This window comes from Couchioplanes caeruleus (assembly GCF_003751945.1).
Classification (GTDB): domain Bacteria; phylum Actinomycetota; class Actinomycetes; order Mycobacteriales; family Micromonosporaceae; genus Actinoplanes; species Actinoplanes caeruleus.
The window spans coordinates 118938-139676 of the sequence record NZ_RJKL01000001.1; the positions used below are offsets into that span (position 1 = coordinate 118938).

Annotated in this window: 23 protein-coding genes; 17 read left to right on the plus strand and 6 right to left on the minus strand. The window is 73.9% G+C overall.

The features are described 5' to 3' along the window. Positions 1–3 precede the first annotated feature (3 nt). Together EDD30_RS00535 and EDD30_RS00540 are read right to left on the minus strand one after the other, a co-directional pair. Positions 4–360, minus strand: coding sequence for an STAS domain-containing protein (locus EDD30_RS00535; RefSeq protein WP_084556889.1), 357 nt, complete (start codon positions 358–360; stop codon positions 4–6). Then, complete coding sequence (locus EDD30_RS00540) at positions 357–1580, minus strand: PP2C family protein-serine/threonine phosphatase (protein WP_123677992.1); 1224 nt, start codon at positions 1578–1580, stop codon at positions 357–359. The genes EDD30_RS00535 and EDD30_RS00540 overlap by 4 nt, the downstream gene beginning before the upstream one ends. A gap of 190 nt (positions 1581–1770) precedes the next feature. Between EDD30_RS00540 and EDD30_RS00545 the strand changes: the two genes are divergently transcribed. From EDD30_RS00545 to EDD30_RS00600, 12 genes are all read left to right on the plus strand, one after another. Then, complete coding sequence (locus EDD30_RS00545) at positions 1771–2907, plus strand: inositol-3-phosphate synthase (RefSeq protein ID WP_071808155.1); 1137 nt, start codon at positions 1771–1773, stop codon at positions 2905–2907. Further along, positions 2904–3752, plus strand: coding sequence for an SCO3242 family prenyltransferase (locus tag EDD30_RS00550; protein ID WP_123677993.1), 849 nt, complete (start codon positions 2904–2906; stop codon positions 3750–3752). The genes EDD30_RS00545 and EDD30_RS00550 overlap by 4 nt, the downstream gene beginning before the upstream one ends. Continuing rightward, a complete protein-coding gene (locus EDD30_RS00555) occupies positions 3749–4591 on the plus strand; it encodes a sugar phosphate isomerase/epimerase family protein (protein ID WP_071806739.1) in 843 nt (280 codons plus the stop codon). Before EDD30_RS00550 ends, EDD30_RS00555 begins: the two co-directional genes overlap by 4 nt. Then, positions 4591–5187, plus strand: a complete 597-nt coding sequence (locus EDD30_RS00560; RefSeq protein ID WP_071806740.1) for an EboA domain-containing protein — start codon at positions 4591–4593, stop codon at positions 5185–5187. Before EDD30_RS00555 ends, EDD30_RS00560 begins: the two co-directional genes overlap by 1 nt. After that, complete coding sequence (locus tag EDD30_RS00565) at positions 5187–6035, plus strand: TatD family hydrolase (RefSeq protein WP_071806741.1); 849 nt, start codon at positions 5187–5189, stop codon at positions 6033–6035. The genes EDD30_RS00560 and EDD30_RS00565 overlap by 1 nt, the downstream gene beginning before the upstream one ends. Next, positions 6035–7186 carry a metabolite traffic protein EboE gene (gene eboE, locus EDD30_RS00570; RefSeq protein WP_071806742.1) on the plus strand — a complete coding sequence of 384 codons (1152 nt, stop codon included), beginning with the start codon at positions 6035–6037 and terminating at the stop codon, positions 7184–7186. Before EDD30_RS00565 ends, eboE begins: the two co-directional genes overlap by 1 nt. Continuing rightward, the gene (locus EDD30_RS00575; protein WP_071806743.1) at positions 7183–8565 is read left to right on the plus strand and encodes an alkaline phosphatase family protein; all 1383 of its coding nucleotides are present in this window, start codon (positions 7183–7185) and stop codon (positions 8563–8565) included. Before eboE ends, EDD30_RS00575 begins: the two co-directional genes overlap by 4 nt. Beyond that, positions 8562–9632, plus strand: coding sequence for a polyprenyl synthetase family protein (locus EDD30_RS00580; protein ID WP_071806744.1), 1071 nt, complete (start codon positions 8562–8564; stop codon positions 9630–9632). The genes EDD30_RS00575 and EDD30_RS00580 overlap by 4 nt, the downstream gene beginning before the upstream one ends. Positions 9633–9672: 40 nt before the next feature. Then, entirely contained in the window at positions 9673–10353 is a 681-nt protein-coding gene (locus EDD30_RS00585; protein ID WP_071806745.1) for an MBL fold metallo-hydrolase, read from the plus strand. A 218-nt stretch (positions 10354–10571) separates the two neighbouring features. Further along, entirely contained in the window at positions 10572–10991 is a 420-nt protein-coding gene (locus EDD30_RS38095; RefSeq protein WP_143162778.1) for a hypothetical protein, read from the plus strand. Between the two features lie 57 nt (positions 10992–11048). Then, positions 11049–11462 (plus strand): SMI1/KNR4 family protein, encoded by a 414-nt coding sequence (locus EDD30_RS00595; RefSeq protein WP_071806747.1) that lies wholly within the window; start codon positions 11049–11051, stop codon positions 11460–11462. A gap of 49 nt (positions 11463–11511) precedes the next feature. Then, positions 11512–12309: an MBL fold metallo-hydrolase gene (locus tag EDD30_RS00600; protein WP_071806748.1), complete on the plus strand. Its 798-nt coding sequence runs from the start codon at positions 11512–11514 to the stop codon at positions 12307–12309. 191 nt (positions 12310–12500) lie between these two features. On the opposite strand, the gene EDD30_RS00605 is transcribed toward EDD30_RS00600, so the two are convergent. Then, complete coding sequence (locus EDD30_RS00605) at positions 12501–13703, minus strand: aminotransferase class V-fold PLP-dependent enzyme (RefSeq protein WP_071806749.1); 1203 nt, start codon at positions 13701–13703, stop codon at positions 12501–12503. 140 nt (positions 13704–13843) lie between these two features. On the opposite strand from EDD30_RS00605, the gene EDD30_RS00610 reads away from it, so the two are divergent. Next, on the plus strand, positions 13844–15193 hold the full coding sequence (locus tag EDD30_RS00610; RefSeq protein ID WP_071806750.1) for an MBL fold metallo-hydrolase: 1350 nt from the start codon (positions 13844–13846) through the stop codon (positions 15191–15193). 183 nt (positions 15194–15376) lie between these two features. Here the strand turns inward: EDD30_RS00610 and EDD30_RS00615 are convergent, their stop codons facing one another. Next, a complete protein-coding gene (locus tag EDD30_RS00615) occupies positions 15377–15814 on the minus strand; it encodes an SRPBCC family protein (protein WP_244945051.1) in 438 nt (145 codons plus the stop codon). Between the two features lie 257 nt (positions 15815–16071). Between EDD30_RS00615 and EDD30_RS00620 the strand changes: the two genes are divergently transcribed. Genes EDD30_RS00620 through EDD30_RS00635 form a run of 4 tightly spaced genes read left to right on the plus strand, consistent with a single transcriptional unit; the run spans position 16072 to position 19096 of the window. After that, positions 16072–16275, plus strand: a complete 204-nt coding sequence (locus EDD30_RS00620; RefSeq protein WP_244945052.1) for a hypothetical protein — start codon at positions 16072–16074, stop codon at positions 16273–16275. Between the two features lie 15 nt (positions 16276–16290). Beyond that, positions 16291–17694 (plus strand): DUF4331 domain-containing protein, encoded by a 1404-nt coding sequence (locus EDD30_RS00625; RefSeq protein ID WP_071806752.1) that lies wholly within the window; start codon positions 16291–16293, stop codon positions 17692–17694. A gap of 4 nt (positions 17695–17698) precedes the next feature. Beyond that, complete coding sequence (locus EDD30_RS00630) at positions 17699–18040, plus strand: phospholipase (RefSeq protein ID WP_071806753.1); 342 nt, start codon at positions 17699–17701, stop codon at positions 18038–18040. 36 nt (positions 18041–18076) lie between these two features. Then, entirely contained in the window at positions 18077–19096 is a 1020-nt protein-coding gene (locus EDD30_RS00635; protein WP_084556577.1) for an AraC family transcriptional regulator, read from the plus strand. 10 nt (positions 19097–19106) lie between these two features. Here EDD30_RS00635 and EDD30_RS00640 read toward each other — a convergent pair whose 3' ends face one another. Together EDD30_RS00640 and EDD30_RS00645 are read right to left on the minus strand one after the other, a co-directional pair. Then, on the minus strand, positions 19107–20015 hold the full coding sequence (locus tag EDD30_RS00640; protein WP_071806754.1) for a PaaX family transcriptional regulator C-terminal domain-containing protein: 909 nt from the start codon (positions 20013–20015) through the stop codon (positions 19107–19109). Continuing rightward, positions 20012–20659: a GNAT family N-acetyltransferase gene (locus EDD30_RS00645; RefSeq protein ID WP_071806761.1), complete on the minus strand. Its 648-nt coding sequence runs from the start codon at positions 20657–20659 to the stop codon at positions 20012–20014. Before EDD30_RS00645 ends, EDD30_RS00640 begins: the two co-directional genes overlap by 4 nt. Positions 20660–20739 lie beyond the last annotated feature (80 nt).

Genomic DNA, 20739 nt, shown 5'->3' on the forward strand with positions numbered 1-20739 from the left:
CCACTACTCTCCGGCCGGCGGGAGCGCCTCGCCGAGCGTCGGGTGCACGCTCAGGTAGCCGTCGAGGTTGGCGACGTCCAGCACGAACCGGACCGAAGGCTGCGGGCCCGCCAGCCGTAGCCAGCCGCCGCGGGCCGTGGTGCGGCGGTGGGTCTCCACGAACAGGCTCAGGCCGCCCGAGTCGCAGAACGGCACGGCCGAGAGGTCGGCCACCAGACGGTCCCGGCCGTCGGCCAGCGCCTGCTCCACCGCCGCGCGCAGCACCTCGACGCTGTCGTGGTCGATCTCTCCGGCCACCGACAGCACCCTGATCCCGTCCGCCGGGTCCTGCGTGGTCACGCTGAGGATGTCGGGATTCATGATTCCTGCTCGTCCGCTCGTGAGGTCGGGGGCACCGTCCGCCGGGCCGCGCCCGACGACCATTCCACCAGTAGCAGGGTGAGGTCGTCGGCCGGGGGTCCGCTCTGGTGGGCGAGGACGGTGTGCGACAGCCGCCGCAGGGTTTCGGGGACCGGGAGCCCGTCGGCGGCGTGGCGTTCCAGCGTGTCGGCGAGGCGGTTCTGGCCGAACTGCGCGCCGGTGGGGTCCCGAGCCTCGGTGACGCCGTCGGTGTAGAGCAGCAGCCGGTCACCGGGTTGCAGGATGATCTCGGCACACGTGGCGCGGGGGTCCGCGATGCCGAGCGGCAGCCGTCGCCCGTCGGTCAGCGTGCCGGCGACGGTGCCGGCCCGCAGGACGAGCGGCGGTGGATGACCGGCGTTGAGGTAGCGCAGCACGCCGGTGTCGAGGTCCAGTTCGGCGAGGACCGCCGTGGCGAACCGGGCGTCCGGGAACTGCCGCAGCAGTTCCTTGTCGGCGGCGCGTGCCTGGGCCGGCAGGTCGCCGCCCGCGCGTCGCGCCGCGCGCAGGCAGGAGAGCGCGACCGCGGCGGCCAGCGCGGCCTTCATGCCGCGGCCCGCGGCGTCGAGGACGACGAACTGTGGGCGCCGGCCGTCCACCGTGTAGTCGAACGCGTCCCCACCGACGTCGTACGCCGGCTCCAGCACCGCGGCGACGGCGAAGTCGGCGACGCTGACGGTCAGCGGCGGCAGCAGGTGCCAGAGCAGTTCCGCCCCGGCGGTCATCGGCCTCGACCGGCGGGCCATGTGGAGGTGGTCGCCGCGGGGCATCGTGGTGGTGATCAGGTGTCCGACCAGGCCGGCGACGGTTTCGCACGGCCGGGCCAGCCGCTCGTCCGGCGCCGTCCCGGCGGGCGTCTCCACCTCGAGGACGCCCATCCGGTCAGTGCCGTTGACCATGGGCACCCACCGCCGGCCGTCCGCGACCACCGATTCGACCAGGGCGAAGGCCTGCCCGGCGGCATGGGCGTCGATCGGCAGCGGGACGGCCCCGGCCCGGCCCGGCACGGGGAGCGGCCGCAACATGCGCTGCTCGGCGTCCGCGACGTACACCGTCATCCGCAGGCCGAGCCGGCCGGCGGCGCGATCCAGGACGCCGCCGAGGTCCTCGGGCTGCCACAGGTGGGAACGGTCCAGAAGTTCGGAGATGAGTCCGTGCCAGGGTCCCGCCTCGACAGCCATGCCGACACCCTACGATGCCGACCCACTTTCGTACGGAGGACAAGAAAGTTCTCCCGGCGCATAGAGAAGTTTCTCGATATTGAGGGTTTCCTTTGTCGCCGCCACTGGGTTAGCGTCGCCTCACGTAACACAGAAGACACGTCGTGTTACCGCGAGTCGGGTCCATGTCCTTTCCCGGAGGGGATGCCGCATGCGTACCGGAGTCTGGCTGATCGGCGCGCGCGGCTCCGTCGCGGTGACCGCACTGACCGGCGCCCTCGCCCTGCGGGCCCGCCTGGCCGGGCCCACCGGCTGCGTCACCGAGCTGCCGGAGCTGCGCGGCGCCGCCCTTCCCGGCTGGGCCGACCTGGTGTTCGGCGGCCACGACGTGGTGACCCTGCCGGTGGCCAAGAAGGCCGAGGACCTCGCCGAGGCCGGGGTCGTGCCCGGCCGCCTCGTCGCCGCCCTCGCCGACGAGCTCGGCCGCACCGAGCAGGAGCTGCGAGCGCTGCCGGACGGCGGCACCCAGGCGCGCACGGCCGACGCGATCGCCGCCGACCTGCGCGCCTTCCGCCGGCGCCACGCCCTCGACCGGATCGTGGTCCTCAACGTCGCCACCACCGAGCCGACCGCGGCCCGGCACCCCGCCCACGCCTCGCTCGCGGCGTTGCGCGGCGCGCTCGCCGGTCCGGAGGAGGTGCTGCCGCCGAGCTCGCTCGCCGCGTACGCGTCCTTCTCGGCCGGATGTTCCTTCGTGGACTTCACGCCCTCCACCGGTGCGCGCCTGCCCGCGCTCGCCGAGCTCGCCGCCGCGGCCGCGGTGCCCTACGCCGGCAACGACGGCAAGACCGGCGAGACGCTGGTCAAGTCCGTGCTCGCGCCCATGTTCGCCCAGCGCCACCTGCGCGTGACGAGCTGGTCCGGCCTGAACCTGCTCGGCGGCGGCGACGGCGCCAACCTCGCCGACCCGGCCGCGAACGCCGCCAAGGTCGCCAGCAAGCAGCGGGTCCTCGGCGACGCGCTCGGCTACCGGCCGGAGGGCACCAGCCGCATCGACCACGTCGCCGAGCTCGGCGACTTCAAGACCGCCTGGGACCTCGTCACGTTCGCAGGCTTCCTCGGCACCCGGATGCGCATGGAGTTCACTTGGCACGGCTGCGACTCCGCGCTCGCCGCCCCGCTCGTGCTCGACCTGGCCCGGCTCACCGCGGCGGCGCACCGGGCCGGGCGCCACGGTCCCCTGACCGAGCTGGGCTTCTTCTTCAAGGACCCGCTCGGCGACGGCCCGTCCGCGCTGGCCGCGCAGTGGGACACGCTCGCCGGGTTCGCCGCCGGGCTCGCCCGATGAAGGCGCCGCTGCGGACCCTCGCCGAGCTGGTCCGGGCGCCCGCCGCGCTGTCCGTGCCCGGGGACGTGGTGGCGGGCGCCGCCGCCGCGGGCACGCTCGGCGCCCGCAGCGCCGGGCTGGCGGCCGCGTCGGTCTGCCTCTACTGGGCCGGGATGGCCGCGAACGACTGGGCCGACCGCGACCTCGACGCCGTGGAGCGCCCGGAGCGCCCCGTCCCGTCCGGCCGGGTGAGCGCGCCGGTCGCGCTGGGCGTCGCCGCCGGTCTCACCGCCGCCGGGCTGGCCGTGGCGGGCCGCGCCGGCGGCTCCCGCGCGCTGTCCGTCGCGCTGCCGCTGGCCGCCGCCGTGTGGGCCTACGACCTGCGCCTCAAGAACACCGCCGCCGGGCCGGCCGGGATGGCCGCCTGCCGGGCGCTCGACGTGCTGCTCGGCGCGAGCGGCGGAAATCCCGTCCGGGCGCTCCCGGCCGCCGCGACGATCGCCGTGCACACCTACGTGGTCACCGTCATGTCCCGGCACGAGGTCGCGGGCTGTCCCACGCCGCTGCTGCCCGCCGCGGCCCTGGCGACCACCACGGCGGTGGCCGGTGTGACGGCCGCCCGGGGTGGCCTGCCGGCCGTGCTGCTCGCCGGGCAGTACGCCGCCGGCTTCGGCCAGGCGCAGACGGTGTTGATCTCCGACCCCGCACCCGCCCGGGTGCGCGCCGCCGTCGGCGCGGGGATCACGGCACTGCCCGCATTGCAGGGCGCGCTCACCGCCCGTGCCGGGAGAGCGCTCGCCGGGCTCGCCGTCGCGGCCGCCGTGCCCGTCGGCCGGCTGCTCGCCCGTCGGGTGTCGCCGACATGAGCGCCCTGCGGTACGGCTACGGCACCAACGGCTTCGCCGGTCACCGCCTCGCGGAGGCGATCGAGGTCATCGCCGGCCTCGGCTACCGCGGTGTCGCGCTCACCCTCGACCACCAGCACCTCGATCCGTTCGCCCCGGGGCTCGCCCGGCGGGTCGCCGCGGTCGCCGACCGGCTGCGCGACCACCACCTCGGCGTGGTCGTCGAGACCGGCGCCCGCTACCTGCTCGACCCCTGGCGCAAGCATGCGCCCACCCTGCTGCACGACGACCGCAAGCTGCGGCTCGACTTCCTGCGCCGGGCCGTAGCCGTCGCCGCGGACATCGGCGCCGAGGCGGTGTCGTTCTGGGCCGGGGTGCGTCCCGCCGAGGTGGACGAGCCCACGGCCTGGCGCCGCCTGGTCGACGGGTGCGCCGAGATCACCGGCGTGGCCGCCGCGCGCGGCGTGCCGGTCGGCTTCGAGCCCGAGCCGGGCATGCTCGTCGAGGACCTCGCCGGCTGGCACCGGCTGCGCGACGAGCTGGGCGCCCCCGCCGCCTTCGGGCTCAGCCTCGACATCGGGCACTGCCGCTGTCTCGAGCCCGAGCCCGTCGCGGAGTGCGTCGCGAAGGCGGCGCCGTACCTGGTCAACGTGCAGATCGACGACATGCGGCGGGGCGTGCACGAGCATCTGGAGTTCGGCGCCGGGGAAATCGACTTCCCGAGCGTGCTGCGAGCCCTGATCGACGGCGGATACCGCGGCCTGGTCGCCGTCGAGCTGCCCCGGCACTCCCACGCGGCACCCACGGTCGCCCGGGAGTCGCTCGCCTACCTGCGGGCCGCCGAGCGGGAGGTGCGGTGATGACCCTCGAGGAGCTGCGTGCGGTGGTGGCCGCCGTACCCGGCAAGGCGTGGTTCGACGAGGCGGAGGCCCGAGTCCGGGCCGACCCGGACTCGGCCGGGCCGCTGTTCGCCCGGGCCGGGCGCAAGCTGGGCCGCCAACCGCTGCCCGACCGTCCCGGCTGGACCGCCGGGCAGGCCGGGCGGGTCCTGCTGCTGCTCGCCGTCGCCGCCGCCGACCGGGTCGCCGAGCTCTACTGGTACGGCGACGCCGCCGAACGCCTCGCCGTGCTGCACGCCCTGCCCCTGCTGGACATCGGTGCCGCCGGAGTGCCGCTGGCCGAGGACGCACTGCGCAGCAACGACCCGCGGCTCGTGGCGGCCGCGCTCGGGCCGTACGCGGCGCATCTCGACGCCGCCACCTGGCGCCAGGGCGTCGTGAAATGCGTGTTCATGGGCATCCCGCTCAGCAATGTCGACCGCCTCGACGACCGCACCGACGCGACCCTGGTCGCGATGCTCGCCGCCCTGGCCACCGAGCGCGCCGCGGCCGGCCGCCGGCTGAGCGCCGACGCCGTCGGGCTGCTCAACCGGCACCTTCTGCGCAAGGAGGACTGATGCGCGTCTTCGACCCGCACATCCACATGACCTCACGGACCACCGACGACTACCGCAGGATGGCGGACCACGGCGTACGGGCGGTGGTCGAGCCCGCGTTCTGGCTCGGGCAGCCGCGCACCAACCCGGGCTCCTTCACCGACTACTTCGACTCGCTGCTCGGGTGGGAGCCGTACCGGGCCTCGCAGTTCGGCATCCGCCACCACGCCACCCTGGCGCTCAATCCCAAGGAGGCCAACGACCCACGCTGCAAGGGGGTGCTCGACCTGCTGCCGCGCTACCTCGACAAGGACGGCGTGGTCGCGGTCGGCGAGATCGGGTACGACGCGATGACGCCGGCCGAGGACGAGGCCTTCGCCGCCCAACTGGAGCTCGCGGTCCGGTACGAGCTGCCCGCGCTGGTGCACACCCCGCACCGCGACAAGGCGTCGGGCACCCGCCGCAGCCTGGACGTCGTCGCCGCCTCGGGCATCGACCCCGGCATGGTCGCCGTCGACCACCTCAACGAGGTCACCGTCGCGGCGGTGCGCGACTCCGGCTGCTGGACGGCCTTCTCCATCTACCCCGAGACCAAGATGTCGCCGTCGCGGATGGTGGAGATCCTGAAGGAGTACGGCACCGAGCGGGTGCTGGTCAACTCCGCCGCCGACTGGGGGCACTCGGATCCACTGCTGACCGTCGCCACCGGGCGGGCGATGCTCGCGGCCGGCTTCACCGCCGACGACGTCGACCGGGTGCTGTGGCGCAACCCCGCCGAGTTCTACGGCCGGTCGGGGCGCCTCGACCTCTCCGCGCCCGACGGATCGGGGGCGTACGCCGGCAGCTCGATCGCCCGGGGAGGCAGTTGATGCGCCTGTACCACCCCGACGGGACCACTGTGCATCTGTCGTACTGTACCAATGTCCATGCCGCCGAGAGCCTCGAGGGGATCCTGGCGCAGCTCGACACGTACGCCGTGCCGGTCCGCGAGCGCCTCGGCGCCGATGTGCTCGGACTCGGGCTGTGGCTGGCCGCGCCGGTGGCCGCCGGGCTCGCCGGTGCGCCGGGCGACCGGCAGCGCCTGCGCCGCGCCCTGGACGCCCGGGGGCTGGAGGTGGTGACCCTCAACGGGTTCCCGTACCAGGCGTTCCAGGAGCCCGTGGTCAAGCACGCCGTCTACCAGCCCGACTGGACCACGCCGCAGCGGCTCGCGTACACGCGGGACCTGGCCCGGGTTCTGACCGACCTGCTTCCCGGCGACGCCGCGCGCGGGTCGATCTCCACGCTGCCACTGGCCTGGCACGAGCCCTGGGACGCGGGGCGGGCGAGTGCCTGCCGCCGCGCCCTCGACGAACTGGCCCGCGACCTGCACGAGCTGCCGAGGCCGGTGCGGGTGGCCTTCGAGCCCGAGCCGGGCTGCATCATCGAGACGACCGAGGAGGCGGTCGCCCTGCTCGGCGAGGCCGACACGTCGGTGCTCGGCGTCTGCCTCGACCTCGCCCATCTTGCCTGCGCGTGGGAGGAACCGGCGCAGGCCCTGCGGCGGCTGCGCGAGGCGGGCCTGCCGGTGGTCAAGACCCAGATCTCCGCCGCGCTGGCCAGCGCCGACCCGCGCCGCGACGCCGCCGTGCTCGGCGAGTACGCCGAACCGCGTTTCCTGCACCAGACCCGGGGCTCGTCCGGGCTGCGCGCCGACGATCTCGACGCCGCACTGGCCACGCCCGGCGGCGACGCACAGCCCTGGCGGGTGCACTACCACGTACCGCTGCACTCCCCGCCCGTCCCGCCGCTGCGGTCCACCGTCGACGTGCTGGCCGAAGCCCTGCGGGAGCTGCTCGGCGGCGACACGGCCGACTGCGACCACCTCGACGTGGAGACGTACACCTGGCATGTGCTGCCGCCGGCATCGCGACCGGCGGGCCCGGCGGAGCTGGCCTCCGGCATCGCCGCGGAGCTCTTCTTCGCCCGCGCCCAGCTCGCCGCGCTCGGGCTCGCGACCGCCCAGGGGGTGCCGTCGTGAGGCCCGTGGTGGTGCTCGACGTCGTCGGCCTGACCCCGCGGCTGCTGCGACACATGCCCCGCCTCACGCGGCTCGCCGAGTCCGGCTTCCAGGCGCCACTGGGCACCGTGCTGCCGGCGGTGACGTGCTCGGTGCAGTCGACCTTCCTCACCGGCACCATGCCCAGCGGGCACGGCATCGTCGGCAACGGTTGGTACTTCCGTGACCTCGGCGAGGTGCTGCTCTGGCGCCAGCACCACGCCCTGGTCCGGGGCGAGAAGGTGTGGGACGCCGCCCGGGCGCTCGCCCCGGGCTACACCGTCGCCAACATCTGCTGGTGGTACGCGATGGGCGCCCCGGCCGACTGGACGGTGACGCCGCGGCCGATCTACCACGCCGACGGACGCAAGGATCCGGACTGCTACACGTACCCGCCGGAGCTGCACGACGACCTGACCGGCGAGCTCGGCACCTTCCCGCTGTTCAGCTACTGGGGCGCGAACGCCGGGATCGCCTCCTCGGCGTGGATCTGCGGCGCGGCACGGCGGATCATGGCCGCGCACGACCCCGACCTGACCCTGGTCTATGTCCCGCACCTCGACTACGACCTGCAACGCCACGGTCCCTCGGCCCCGCGGGCGGCCACGGCCGCCGCCGAGGTGGACGCCACCCTGGGACCGCTGCTCGACGCCGCCGCCGACCGCGGCGCGACCGTCGTCGCCCTGTCCGAATACGGCATCACGGACGTGTCCCGGCCCGTCGACGTCAACCGGCTGCTGCGCGCCGAGGGCCTCCTGCACGTGTACACCCAGGCCGGGATGGAATACCTCGACCCCTGGACTTCCCGGGCCTTCGCCGTGGCCGACCACCAGATCGCCCACGTCTACGTGGCGGCGGCCGACGACGTCCCGGCCGTGGCGAAACTCTGCGCCGGCCTGCCCGGTGTCGCCGAGGTGCTGGACCGGCCCGCCCAGGCCGCGCACGGGCTCGACCACGAACGCTCGGGCGAGCTCGTGCTCGTCGCCGAGCCCGACGCCTGGTTCACCTACTACTACTGGCTCGACGACGCCGCGGCGCCCGACTTCGCGCGGCTGGTCGAGATCCACCGCAAGCCGGGCTACGACCCGGCCGAGCTCTTCTTCGACCCGGCCGGCCCGGCCGCCGCCCGGGGCCGCGCCACGCTGGCCCTGCTGCGCAAGAAGCTCGGGATGCGCTACACGATGAGCGTGGTCGGCCTGGACGCCGGAGCCCGCGCGGTCCGCGGCTCCCACGGGCGCCTGCCCGCCGACCCGGCCGACGCGCCGGTGCTGCTCTGCTCCGACCCCGCGGCCGAGCGGGCGGCTGTCGGCGCCACCGAGGTGAAGGGACTGCTGCTCGAGCTCGCGGGGCTGACGTCGTGACGGTCGGGACGGCCGCGCAGACCGACGCCGCCGGGCTGGCCCGCCGGTGCGAGGCGGTGCTCGTCGCGTACCTGGACCGGCAGCGCCCGCACTGGCCCGACGGCACGCCCCGCGGGGTGCTCGACGCCGTCCGCCGGTTCGTGCTCGCCGACGGCAAGCGCCTGCGCCCGATGTTCTGCTACTGGGGCTGGCGCGGCGCCGGGCAGCCCGACGGCCAGGCGATCGTCGCGGCCGCCGCGGCGCTCGAGCTGTTCCACGCCTTCGCCCTGATCCACGACGACATCATGGACGGCAGCGCGCTGCGCCGCGGCCAGCCGACCGTGCACCGCCACTTCGCCGACCTGCACGCCCGCCACCGCTGGCGCGGCGAGGCCGTCCGGTACGGCCACAGCGCCGCCCTGCTCTGCGGCGATCTCTGCGCCGCATGGGCGGACCACATGTTCCACGACTGCGGGCTACCCATCGAGTGGATCCACCGCGGCTACCGGGTGTTCACGGTGATGCGCACGGAGGTCATCGCCGGGCAGTATCTGGACCTGGTGTCCGGCGTCGGCGACGGCTCGGTCGCCGGGGCGCTCACCGTGATCCGGATGAAGGCCGCCCGCTACACCGTCACCCGGCCGCTGCAGATCGGCGCCGGACTGGCCGGGGCCGGGCCGCGGCTGCAGGCGGCGCTGCAGGCGTTCGGCGATCCGCTCGGCGACGCCTTCCAGTTGCGCGACGACGTGCTCGGCGTCTTCGGCGACCCCGCCGTCACCGGCAAGCCGGTCCTGGACGACCTGCGCGAGGGTAAGCCCACCGCGATGCTGGCGATGGCCCGCGACCGCGCCGACCGGACCCAGCACGCGCGGATCCGCGAGCTCTTCGGCGCACCCGGCCTCGACGAGGCGGGAGCGGGGGAGTTGCGGGCGATCATCGAGGCGACCGGGGCGAGGGAGGGGATCGAGGACCTGATCGGCCGGCGCGCCGCCGCGGCGACCGCGGCCCTGGACCGGGCGCCGCTCACCCCGGACGCGCGGGCCGCCCTGGCCGCGCTGGCGGCGTCGGTCGTCGCGCGGCATCGCTGATCCTCTCCCGCGCCCGGGCTCCGGATGGCATCATCACGCCATGCGTGAAGTGGTGGACGGCGTGTTCGAGCTCGGCATCGGCTATGTCCACGTGCATCTGGTCGTCACCGACGACGGCGTCGTGCTCGTCGACACCGGACTGCCGGGCAAGTCCGCGCGGATCGGCCGGGCCCTGCACGACATCCGCCGCACGATCGGCGACGTCACCACCGTGCTGCTCACCCACCACCATCCCGACCACACCGGCGGCCTCGCCGAGGTGCGCCGCCGCTCGGGGGCGCGGGTCGTCGCCCATCGCGACGACGTGCCGTACGTGACCGGCGAGACCCAGGCCGTCTCCCGGCACCCGGTGGTGAAGCTGGTCGGCCTCTTCATGGGCAAGGCCGAGCCCGCGACGGTCGACGAGGTGGTGAGCGTGGACGGCGCCGTACCGGTGCCGGGCTTCACCGCGCTGCACACGCCCGGGCACACTCCCGGCCACCTGTCGTACCTGCTGGATCGCGCAGGCGGGGTGCTCTTCGCCGGCGACGCGGCGGCCGGGCGGGGCAGGGGACGGATCGGCAGCGCGCCGAAGATGGTCTCGGCGGATCTCGACGCCCAGCGCCGCAGCGTCGCACGGCTCGCCGGCCTCGACTTCGATCACGCCGTCTTCGGCCACGGACCCGCTCTGACCGGGCGCGCCGTCGAGGCGTTCCGCACCTTCGCCGCCTCCGGTCGCTGAGCCTCCGGTCGCCGGCCTCCGGTCGCTGAGCCTCCGGTCGCCGGCCTCCGGTCGTGAGCCTTTGGTCGCCTCCGGTCGCTGAGCCTTTGGTGACCGAGCCGGGCCGCCGGTCGCTGAGCCGCCGGGCCGAGCCGGGCGGAGCCGAGCCGATCGATGTCCGTGTACCCGTTCGGGTCGAGGGTGGACGCGCCCGCGGCTCGCGGTGCTAGCTTGCTGGGGTGTCCGAGCTTTCGGGGATGTCCGAGGAGGAGCGGCGTCAGCTCCTGGCCGAGTACGAGGCGCTGCGCGACGACATCGCGGTGCGTGCCGTCAACCGGGACCTGGCCGCCCTCTCGGCGGCCGATGCCCAGCACGCCGCCCACCGCGAGGAACGCCTGGCCTGGGAACTGCTCGGCGTGCTGCGCGACGCACGCCGGGAGGAGCCGGCCAACCTGAGGCTCGTGGCGCAGGTCGACCAGGCCGAGGCGGCGTACGAGATGGCCCGGGAACTGGCCGAGACGGTCAGCCGCGCCGCGGAGGAACTCGCCACGCGGGCACTCGAATTCGCCCAGACCGACGCCCGGCGACTGTACGAGCTCGGCGTGCGGATCCGGGCGGCCCGGGCGTCCGGGCCGGACGCCGCCATCCCGCCTCCGTGAGGCAGGCGCGGCCCCCGCGCACTCGTCCCGGGGTCCCGGTTCTCGTAGGATGCCACCATGCTGGCGGTCTCCTGGCGTGACGTCGTCCTCGCGGTGCTGCCCTCGGCCACGCTCGCCGGCGGCGCGTCCGCGCAGGCGGTCGCGGCCGCGGGGGAGCGGCTCGGCGCGGCGCTCCCGGAGGACCTCGCCGAGCTGCTGCGCGACACCGGCGGCGTGCGTGGCCGCGACGGTGTGGCCGTGGTATGGCCGGTGGAGCGCATCGTGCGCGACAACCTCGAACTCCGCGCCGATGCTCCCTCCGGCGCTCTCCTGTTCTTCGGCGGCGGTGACACGGAGCTGGTCGGCTGCGTCCCCACGGACCCGTCCTGCGGCATCGTCGCCTGGCAGCGGCGGACCGGCGAGCGTCGTACGGTCGCGACCGACCTGGCGGACTACGTGACCCGCGCTCTCGCCGGCCAGAACCGGGGCTGACCCGCGCGCGAGCCCGCATGAACGGGTCGCTCCGGGGTACGCGCCGGAGATGACCGTGAACGCGAGCGTCACCTTCGTGGGCAACGCGACGACCGTGCTGCGCCTGGGCGGCTTCACCCTGCTCACCGACCCCGCCTTCGGACCGGCGGGCAGCCGCGTCTACCTCGGCAAGGGTCTGTGGACGAAGCGGGTGCTCGACCCGGTCCTGGAGGTGGTCGACGTCGCGGCGCTGGACGCCGTCCTGTTGTCGCATCTGCACGGCGACCACTTCGACCGGTCCGCGCGCCGCGATCTGCCGCCCGGGCTGCCGATCGTCACCACCCCGCAGGCGCAGCGCAGGCTGCGGCGCACGCGGTTCACCGAGGCCCGCGGCCTCGCGACCTGGGAGACCTGCGACTGGGAACGCGGCGGCCAGCGGCTGCGCGTCACGGCCGTGCCGGGAAGACACGGACCCGGCCCGGTCGACAGGCTGCTGCCGGCGGTGATGGGATCCGTGCTCGAACTGGAGACCGAGGGGCGCTGCCGCCTGCGGATGTACGTCACGGGCGACACCCTCTACGGCCCGTGGCTCCAGGAGATCCCGCGGCGGTGCGGCCCGATCGACGCCATGCTCATCCACCTCGGGGGCACGCGGGTGCTCGGCATGCTGCTGACCATGGACGACCGGCACGGTGTGGCGACCACCGAGCTGATCCGGCCCGGGCTGACCGTGCCGATCCACAACGACGACTACAAGGTCCAGAAGGCGCCGCTGTCCGCGTACCTGAACCGGGCCCGCCGGGCGGGCCTGACCGGCATCCGGTCGGTGGAGCGGGGCGAGACCCTGGAGCTTCCGGTACGTGTCTGAGCGCGCCCGCTCTCAGGCGGGCCCGGGCAGGAGACCGAAGACGCTCAGCACCTCGGGCATCCGCGCCGCCGACGTCTTGAACGCGTCGATGACGGCCTGGCTCAGGGGTCTGATCCGGACGGACACCATCGCCTGGCGCGCCTTGGGGACCGGCCGTGACGTGGTGCGGGCCCGGTCCGGGCCGGGTGCGGCTACGTGCGGTCGGCCAGCACGGCCAGCAGGCGGTCGATGTGCTCCTCGGTGGTGCCGATGCCCGCGCTGGCCCGGATCGCCGCGCCGGGCGGCTCGGCCGCCGGGTCGAGGCGGTCGGTGGCCTCGCGCAGCAGGCGGCGGGTGAGTGGGTGGGCGCAGAACAGCCCGGTCCGTACCCCGATCGCGTGGTCGCGGCCCAGGATCGTGCTGAGCTGGTCGTGGTCGCGGCCGAGGACCGCGAACGACACGATGCCGACCCGGGGCGCCTCCGGGCCGAACAGGCGCAGTTCCTCGACCCGGGGCAGCGCGGCGATGCCGGCGCGCAGGCGTGCCACGAGGCGGTGCTCCTCGGTCAGGTCGGCCTCGGCCAGGGCGCGGCAGGCGGTCGCCAGGGCCACCGCCCCGATCAGGTTGGGCGTGCCGGCCTCGTGCCGGGCCGGGCCGTCGTGCCACCGTACGGTGAAGTCGGACGACACCGCCGCGGTCGCGCCCCCGCCGGAGAGATACGGGGGTGCCGCGTCGAGCCAGTCGGCGCGCCCGGCGAGCACGCCCGCGCCGAACGGGGCGTAGACCTTGTGTCCCGACAAGGCCACGTAGTCGGCGCCCAGCGCGGTGATGTCCACGGGCCCGTGCGGGGCCAACTGTGCGGCGTCGACGGCGATCCGGGCGCCGTGGCGGTGCGCGGTCTCGGCCAGCTCCGCGATCGGCCACAGCTCGCCCGTCACGTTGCTGGCCGCGGTGACCGCCACCAGCGCCGGGCCGGGCAGCCGGCGCAGCGCCCCGTCCAGTGTGGAGACCGCCTCCGCGGCCGAGCGCGGCACGCCGAGGCGTACCGGCTCGCGCCACGGCAGCAGGTTGGCGTGGTGCTCGGCGTCGAAGGTCACCACGGTGGTGCCGGCGGGCACGACATGGGCGAGCAGGTTCAGCGCGTCGGTGGTGTTGCGTGTGAAGACCACGGTGTCCTGCGGGCCGCAACCGAGATGCTCGTAGAGCGTTTCGCGGGCCTGCTCGTACTCGCGGGTGCTGCGCCGGGCGAGGGCCCCGGCTCCTCGGTGGACGCTGCCGTACCAGGGCAGCAGGTCGGCCACCGCCGCGGCGACGACGTCGAGGCAGGGCGCGGTGGCGGCGATGTCGAGGTTGGCGAACTCGACGCTGCTGCCGTCGGGGAGTTTGACCTCAGTGGGGCTCAGGACGCTGACCATGGGTCAGACGGTAATCGCTGGAAACTCTACCTGCAAGATAGGATTTCTGTCCGGCGTGTCGCGGACTGTCGGAGCATGGTCCGGGATCGCTAATCTGACGGCACTCGGACGGCAACGGCGCCAGGTCCGGAGAGGAAGCGATGACACTCGGAACCGCAGTGGTGGAGACCTCGTCCCTCGGAGACCGCACCTACCTCGTGCACGACGGCGAGGTCGCGGTGGTGGTCGACCCGCAACGCGACATCGACCGGGTCCTGGCCCTCGCCGGCCGGCTCGGCGTCCGGATCACCCACGTGGCGGAGACGCACCTGCACAACGACTACGTCTCCGGCGGTCTCGCCCTGGCCCGGATCACCGGCTCGGCCTACCTGGTCGCCGCCGCCGAGGAGGTGCAGTTCGCCCGGGTCCCGGTCGCCGACGGCGACCGGATCGCGGTCTCCGACCGGCTCACCCTCACGGCGGTGGCCACCCCCGGTCACACCTTCCACCACCTGGCGTACGTGGTCACCCACGACGGCGAGGTCGCGGGAGTCTGCACCGGCGGCTCCCTTCTCTTCGGTACGACCGGACGCACCGACCTGCTCGGCGCCGGCCATGCCCGCACCCTCGCCCACCACCAGCACGCCTCGGCGCGCCGCCTCGCCGACCTGCTGCCCGACGGCACGCCGGTCTGGCCTACCCACGGCTTCGGCAGCTTCTGCTCGGCCACCCCGCCGGACGCCGACACCTCCACGATCGGCCGGGAGAAGAACGTCAACCCGGTGCTGCGGCTGCACGCCGACGCGTACGTCGAGCACCTGCTGGCGGGGCTAGGGGCATACCCGGCCTACTACGCGCACATGGGCGTGCGCAACGCCCAGGGCGCCGACCTGATCGATCTCACCCCGGCCCGGCGCGCCGACCCGGACGAGTTGCGCCGGCGCATCGACGCGGGAGAGTGGGTGGTCGATCTGCGCTCGCGCAAGGCGTACGCGTACCGCCACCTCACCGGGACGCTGAGCTTCGGCACCGACGGCCCACTGGCCACCTGGCTCGGCTGGACCCTGCCGCACGGCACCCCGCTGACCCTGCTCGGCGACTCGCCCCAGCAGGTCGCCGCCGCCCAGCGCGAACTCGCCCGCATCGGCATCGACCGCCCGACCGCCGCGGCCGCCGGCACCCCCGACGACTGGGCCCGCGGTCCCGCCGACCTCGCCGAGGGCCGTCGGGCCACCTTCGCCGATCTGGCGGCGAGCGAGCCGGACGTCGTCCTCGACGTCCGCGCCGACGGCGAATGGCAGGCCGGCCACCTGGCCGGGGCGATCCACGTCCCGCTGCCGCAGCTCACCGCCCGCCTGGCCGAGATGCCGCAGGGAACGGTCTGGGTGCACTGCGCGGCCGGCTACCGCGCGGCAGCGGCGGCAAGCCTGCTGACCCGCGCCGGCCGCACCGCCGTCGCCGTCGACGACGACTGGACCAACGCGGCCGCCGCCGGTCTGCCCATCGTCTGACCGCTCGCCCTCCCGGCCCGGCGGTCAACCGCCGGGCCGCGTGCGGCCGGCCCTGTCCCGTGCCGCGTGCGGCCGGCCGGCCCCGTCCCGTGCCGCTGCTGTGCCGGGCCACCCGCCGGGGCCGTGGACCTCCGTCGATTCCCGCCGACAGCCCGGCTCGGTCCGGCCGATGGCCGCGAGAGGTCAGGCCGTCATGCGGCGGACGAGTTCCGCGGCCCGGGCCTGTTGCACCGAGCGTGCCTGGCCGAGCACGAAGCCGCGCAGCAGCCGGGGGAATGACACGGTCACGGCCTCGGTGACCCGGGTGCCCTCGCCCTCCGGGGTCAGATCCACCGTGGCGACGAGGTGGACCCGTCCGGGGCTACGGACGTCGCTGGTCAGCCGGCGCCCCGGCACCGGGGAGGTCATCGTCACGCGGATCGGGTTGTGCCAGCTCAGAGGCCCGAAACGGAACCGTTCCACCGCCACGTACGACACCGCCTGGTCCGTACGCCGGATGTCGCGGACCGCCACGACGAGCGGTGACAGGCCGACGTAGCTTTCCGGGCGGCTCAGATGCGCGTGGATGCGGCCGGGCGGTGCGGGCGCCCAAAAGGTGTGGCTGAACTGTTCGGTGGACACGACGGGCATGGTCGCACGCTCACGCCGGCCGCCAACCTGTGGGAAACCTTTACTGGAAAATTGCTTTGAACCGCTTCGCGGGCCGCTTCGTACTGATGGCTGTCGACGACGTCTGTCCGGGCAACATTCCCGATTTGCGCCGCCGGGGGGAGACCTCCGGAGCGCGTGACGAAAGGCCGAGCATGAGTCGTGTCCACTACGGCACGCGGGCGGTCGCCCGCCTGTCCCGCCGTCGGGTTCTTACGATCGCCGCGACCGTGGGAGTCACTGCCTCGGCCGCCGGGGTGGCCGGCCTCAGCCTCGCCGGCGAGAAGGCGGGCAAGGCCGGCGACAACGAGCCGCTGGTGCTCTCCCTGCGCGACGCCGAGAAGGGCACGTTCGACGTGTTCTCCGGCGGGGACAAGGTGACGATCACCGACGCCGAACTGGCGAAGAAGCTGCTCAAAGCCGTCAAGCGCTGATCAGGAAGGCAACTCATGTCCTCGCACCGCGAAGCCCCGGAGATCAGCAAGGATCCCGTGGCCGACAGCTCCGACCTGTACGCGTTCGTCAGCCCGGACCACCCGGACACGGTGACGCTCATCGCCAACTATGTGCCGCTGCAATTGCCGGCGAGCGGGCCGAACTTCTTCGAATTCGGCGACGACGTGCTCTACGAGGTGCACGTCGACAACAACGGTGATGGGCGCCCCGATCTGACGTACCAGTTCCGGTTCCGCACCGAACTGCGCAACGATCGGACGTTCCTCTACAACACCGGGCCGATCGAATCGCTGGACAGCGAGAACTGGAACCGCCGCCAGTTCTACTCGGTGACCCGGGTGGACGCCAACGGTAAGCACACCGTGCTCGCCGAGAAACTGCCGTGCCCGCCGTGCAACGTCGGTCCGCTGTCCATTCCGGATTACGACAAGCTCGCCGCCGACGCGGTGCACAAGCTGAAGACCGGGGAGAAGGTCTTCGCCGGCCAGCGGGCCGACCCGTTCTTCGTCGACCTCGGCGCCATCTTCGACCTGGGCACGCTGCGCCCGTTCCAGGACAAGCATCTCGTCGGCCAGAAGCTGTTCAACTACGCCGGCAAGGCGGTCAACGCCACCGACAAGATGAACGTGCACAGCATCGCGATCCAGCTTCCGCTGCACATGGTCCGCAAGGACGGCAAGAAGAAGGTGCGCGGGCGCGACGCGGGCGCGGTCATCGGCGTGTGGACCTCGGCCAGCCGCCGCCAGGTCCAGGTCCGGCACGGCAAGAAGAACGACGACGACGTGTACGTCGGCCCGCACGTGCAGGTCTCGCGCCTGGGCAACCCGCTGTTCAACGAGGTCATCGTGCCGATGGCGCAGAAGGACCTGTGGAACAGCCTGCCACCGAGCGAGGACAAGCGCTTCGCCGAGTTCGTCGAGCAGCCGGAGCTCGCGCAGTTGCTGCCGGTGCTCTACCCGGGCCTGTTCGACAAGCTCGCCGCGCTCAACGAGGCGAAGACCGCCCGCGCCGACCTGGTCGCGATCCTGCTGACCGGCATCCCGGACGGCCTGATCGACGACTTCCAGAACAACACCGGCGAGACCCAGGCCGACATGCTGCGGCTCAACACCGCGGTGCCGCCGACCAAGGAGGAGAACGGCTTCGGCATCCTCGGCGGGGACCTGGCCGGCTTCCCGAACGGGCGGCGGGTCGCCGACGACGTGGTGTCGATCTCGCTGCGGGCGATCGCCGGCGTGACCGTGCCGCTGGTCGACGAGAAGTTCGAGCCGGACGAGGCGGCCGCGCTGGTGGAGCAGGGCCTGACGATCAAGGACGCCAGCTCGAAGCTGCTCAAGAAGTTCCCCTACCTCGGCGTGCCGTTCGACGGCTTCAACAACCCCCCGGCGGAGGACTGACACCGTGAGCGTCGGAGTTCACCACCACCACACCCTCGCCCCCTCCGGCCAGGGCACCGTGGTGCTCAACATCGGAGCCGGGATCGGCGCCCTGGTCATCCACACCCCGGGCAGCCTGCACGGGCACGAGATCGAGGTCAGCCCGGTGGACGACGCGACCCGGCGTACCCACGCGGCGGTCCGGGCGCGCTACGTCAGCGACGGCGTCATGTTCAGTGTCGTCATCGACAGCCTGCCGGCCGGCCGGTACGTCATCTGGCGCGATCCGGTGACGGCGCTGGCCGAGGTCGACGTGGCCGGCGGGGCCGTCGCCGAGTACGAATGGCCGGAAGCGGCCATTCTGTAACTGCCGGTGACCCCCGTGTCGGTCTAGGGTGAGCTGATGGACACGCCTGGGGAGGCCGGTCGGGATCCTGGTCCGGTGCTGACGGACGTGGCGGGCCGCTCCGCGCTGAGAACGACGGATGTGGACGAGGCGCGGGCCTTCTGCCGCCGGATGTTCTACGGACCGCTCGAGGTGAAACCGACCGGCGGCATCGAGGGCTTCGCCTTCTCCGGCGACGTCGTGCAGCTCGGCCCGCTGACCGTGGGCGAGGTCAGCTACGGCGTCGAGATCTGCGTGGCGATCGGCGACCTGCGCACGGCCTATCACGTGCTGGCGCCGCTGACCGGGCAGGTCCAGGTGCTGCACCGCGGCGCGGCGACGACCGCCGATCCGAGCCGCGCCGCGGTGTTCCAGCCGGTCGGCGACATCGACCTGCGCTGGTCGGCCGACTGCCGGCTCTACAGCGTCAAAGTGGAACGGCTCGCGTTCGAACGCGAGCTGGAGGCCCTGGATCCGCCCGGCGGCGCGCCGCTGCCGCTGGGCGCCACCTTCGGCACGGCCGCCGGCCCGGGCCGGAGCTGGATGGGGCTGATCCGCCTGCTGCACACCGAGCTGCGCGAGACCGACGGGCTGATCGCCCTGCCCTGGCTGCTGCGCCGCTGGCGCGACCTGGTGATCAGCGGCCTCGCCGGCGCCGTCGAACACGCCTCCGGCGACGGCGTCCCGGGCCAGCCGACGGCGCGGCGTCCGCGTACGGTCAAGCGCACGCTCGACGCCATGCACGCGGAACCGGGCCGCGCCTTCACCGCGACGGAGCTGGCCGGCATCGCCGGAGTCGGCATCCGCGTGCTGCAGGAGTCGTTCCGCCAGCACGTGGGCGTGCCGCCGCTGACCTATCTGCGCCGGCTGCGCCTGGAAGGGGTGCACGCCGAGCTGACCCGGGCGGACCGGAGCGAGGTCAGCGTCAGCGAGGTCGCCTACCGCTGGGGCTTCACCCATCTCGGCCGCTTCGCGGGCGCCTACCGCGACCGCTACGGCGTCTCCCCGTCCCAGACCCTGCGCGGCGACCGCGGGTAGCCGGGCCGGTTCAGGATGGCTGGGCCGCCTCGCGGATGATGTCGGCGTACAGCCGGAACAATCGGGGCTGTCCGCCGGTCGGCGGGCGACTCTCGAGCAGGCGGGTCCAGCAGAGGGCCGCGAGGCGCCGGGCGTGGGCGCCGCTCCAGGGCCGGGGAAGCAGTTCCGGTGGCAGGAGCGGATCCGGGTCCATCGCGCGGGTGAACTCGGCGGCCAGTTCGAGGGCGAGGACCAGATGGCCGGTGTCGGTCAGCGGGGTGGCGCCTGCGAGCCGGTCGAGCCCGGCCCGGGCGAGGGCGGCGAGCCGGTCGTAGCGGGCGGCGATGTCGCCGAGCGGCCAGAGCGTGCCGGCCAGCGTGGCGGGGTCGCGATGGTCGCCGATGCGCAGGTCGCGGCTGGTCAGGAAGGTGACGGAGTCCAGGACGCCGAGCCGGCGGGCCGTGGCCTCGACGCGCGGGGCGACGGGGTTGGCCGTCACGTACAGTCCGCCCTGGACGGCGGCCGCGCCGAGTCGCAGGATGGTGTCGCGCAGGGTGTCGCGGGCCGCGCGGGCCGACTCGGGAATCGCGAACGCGATGAGGTGCCATGTGCCGTCCCAGGGGGCGTCGCCGCGGTCCTGGCGGTACGCGTACCGGACGTAGCCGGTCTCCGGGGCGATGGTGCCGGTGATGTCGGCGGTGGTGCGCAGCAACGCCTTGCGGCCCCGGCCCTCGTGGGTGAAGCGCCCTTCCGCCACGAGCCGTTTGATACAGAGGCGCACCTGCTGATCCGTCATGTCCAGCGCGCCCGCCACGGTGTACAGCCCGTCGGCGTCGACCGTGCCGTCCTCGCGGACCATCGCGTGGACCAGCAGGCGGGTGGTGATCACCGCGCTGGTGTCCGTCCTCGACGGACCCGGCCCGGCGCCGGCGCGGCTCATCGCGTCTCGTCCCGCCGGTCGCCGACGCTGCGGTGCATGGTGGTGACGGCGGTGAATCCCATCAGGCGTCGCAGGTAGGGGGTTTGCTCGGTGCGGACCGCGGTGAATCCGTGCCGCTCGTACAGTGCGCGCGCCCGGGGGTTGACGTCGATGACGTCCAGGCGGATCCGGTCGCAGCCGCTGCCGGCGGCGACGCGGGCGATCTCCTCGAGCAGGGCGCTGCCGATGCCGCGGCCGCGGTGGCCCGCGTCGACGGCGATGCCGTCCATGACGAGCTGCCCGGGTGCCGGGGTGCGTTCCAGCAGCGCGAGCAGCGCGAGCCGAGGCAGGCCCCGCACCGCGCCGTAGGTGCGCAGGACATCGGCGGGGCCGCCGCCGGTGAGCCCCCGGCCGCCGAGTTGGAAGCCGGCCACGCCGACCACGTGGTCTCCGGCCAGCGCGACCACTCCGCGATCACGGTGCAGGTGGGTGGCGATGAAACGCCGTCCCTTGTCCGGTGGGTCCAGTGCCGCGCCCAGTTTGCGCCCGAAGGCCTCCCAGTAGAGCTCGGCCACGCGCCCCTCGGTGCCCGTGGGCACGTCTCGCCGCACGGTGATTGCGCCGCCCTCGGCGCCGTGCGTCTCGCTCCCGTCTCCGGTGTGCACCGTCACGTCTCCTCACCCGCTGTGCTCACTTCCCAAACTCTATCATCCGGTATACGTTCATCGACGCAACGATCGTTTGA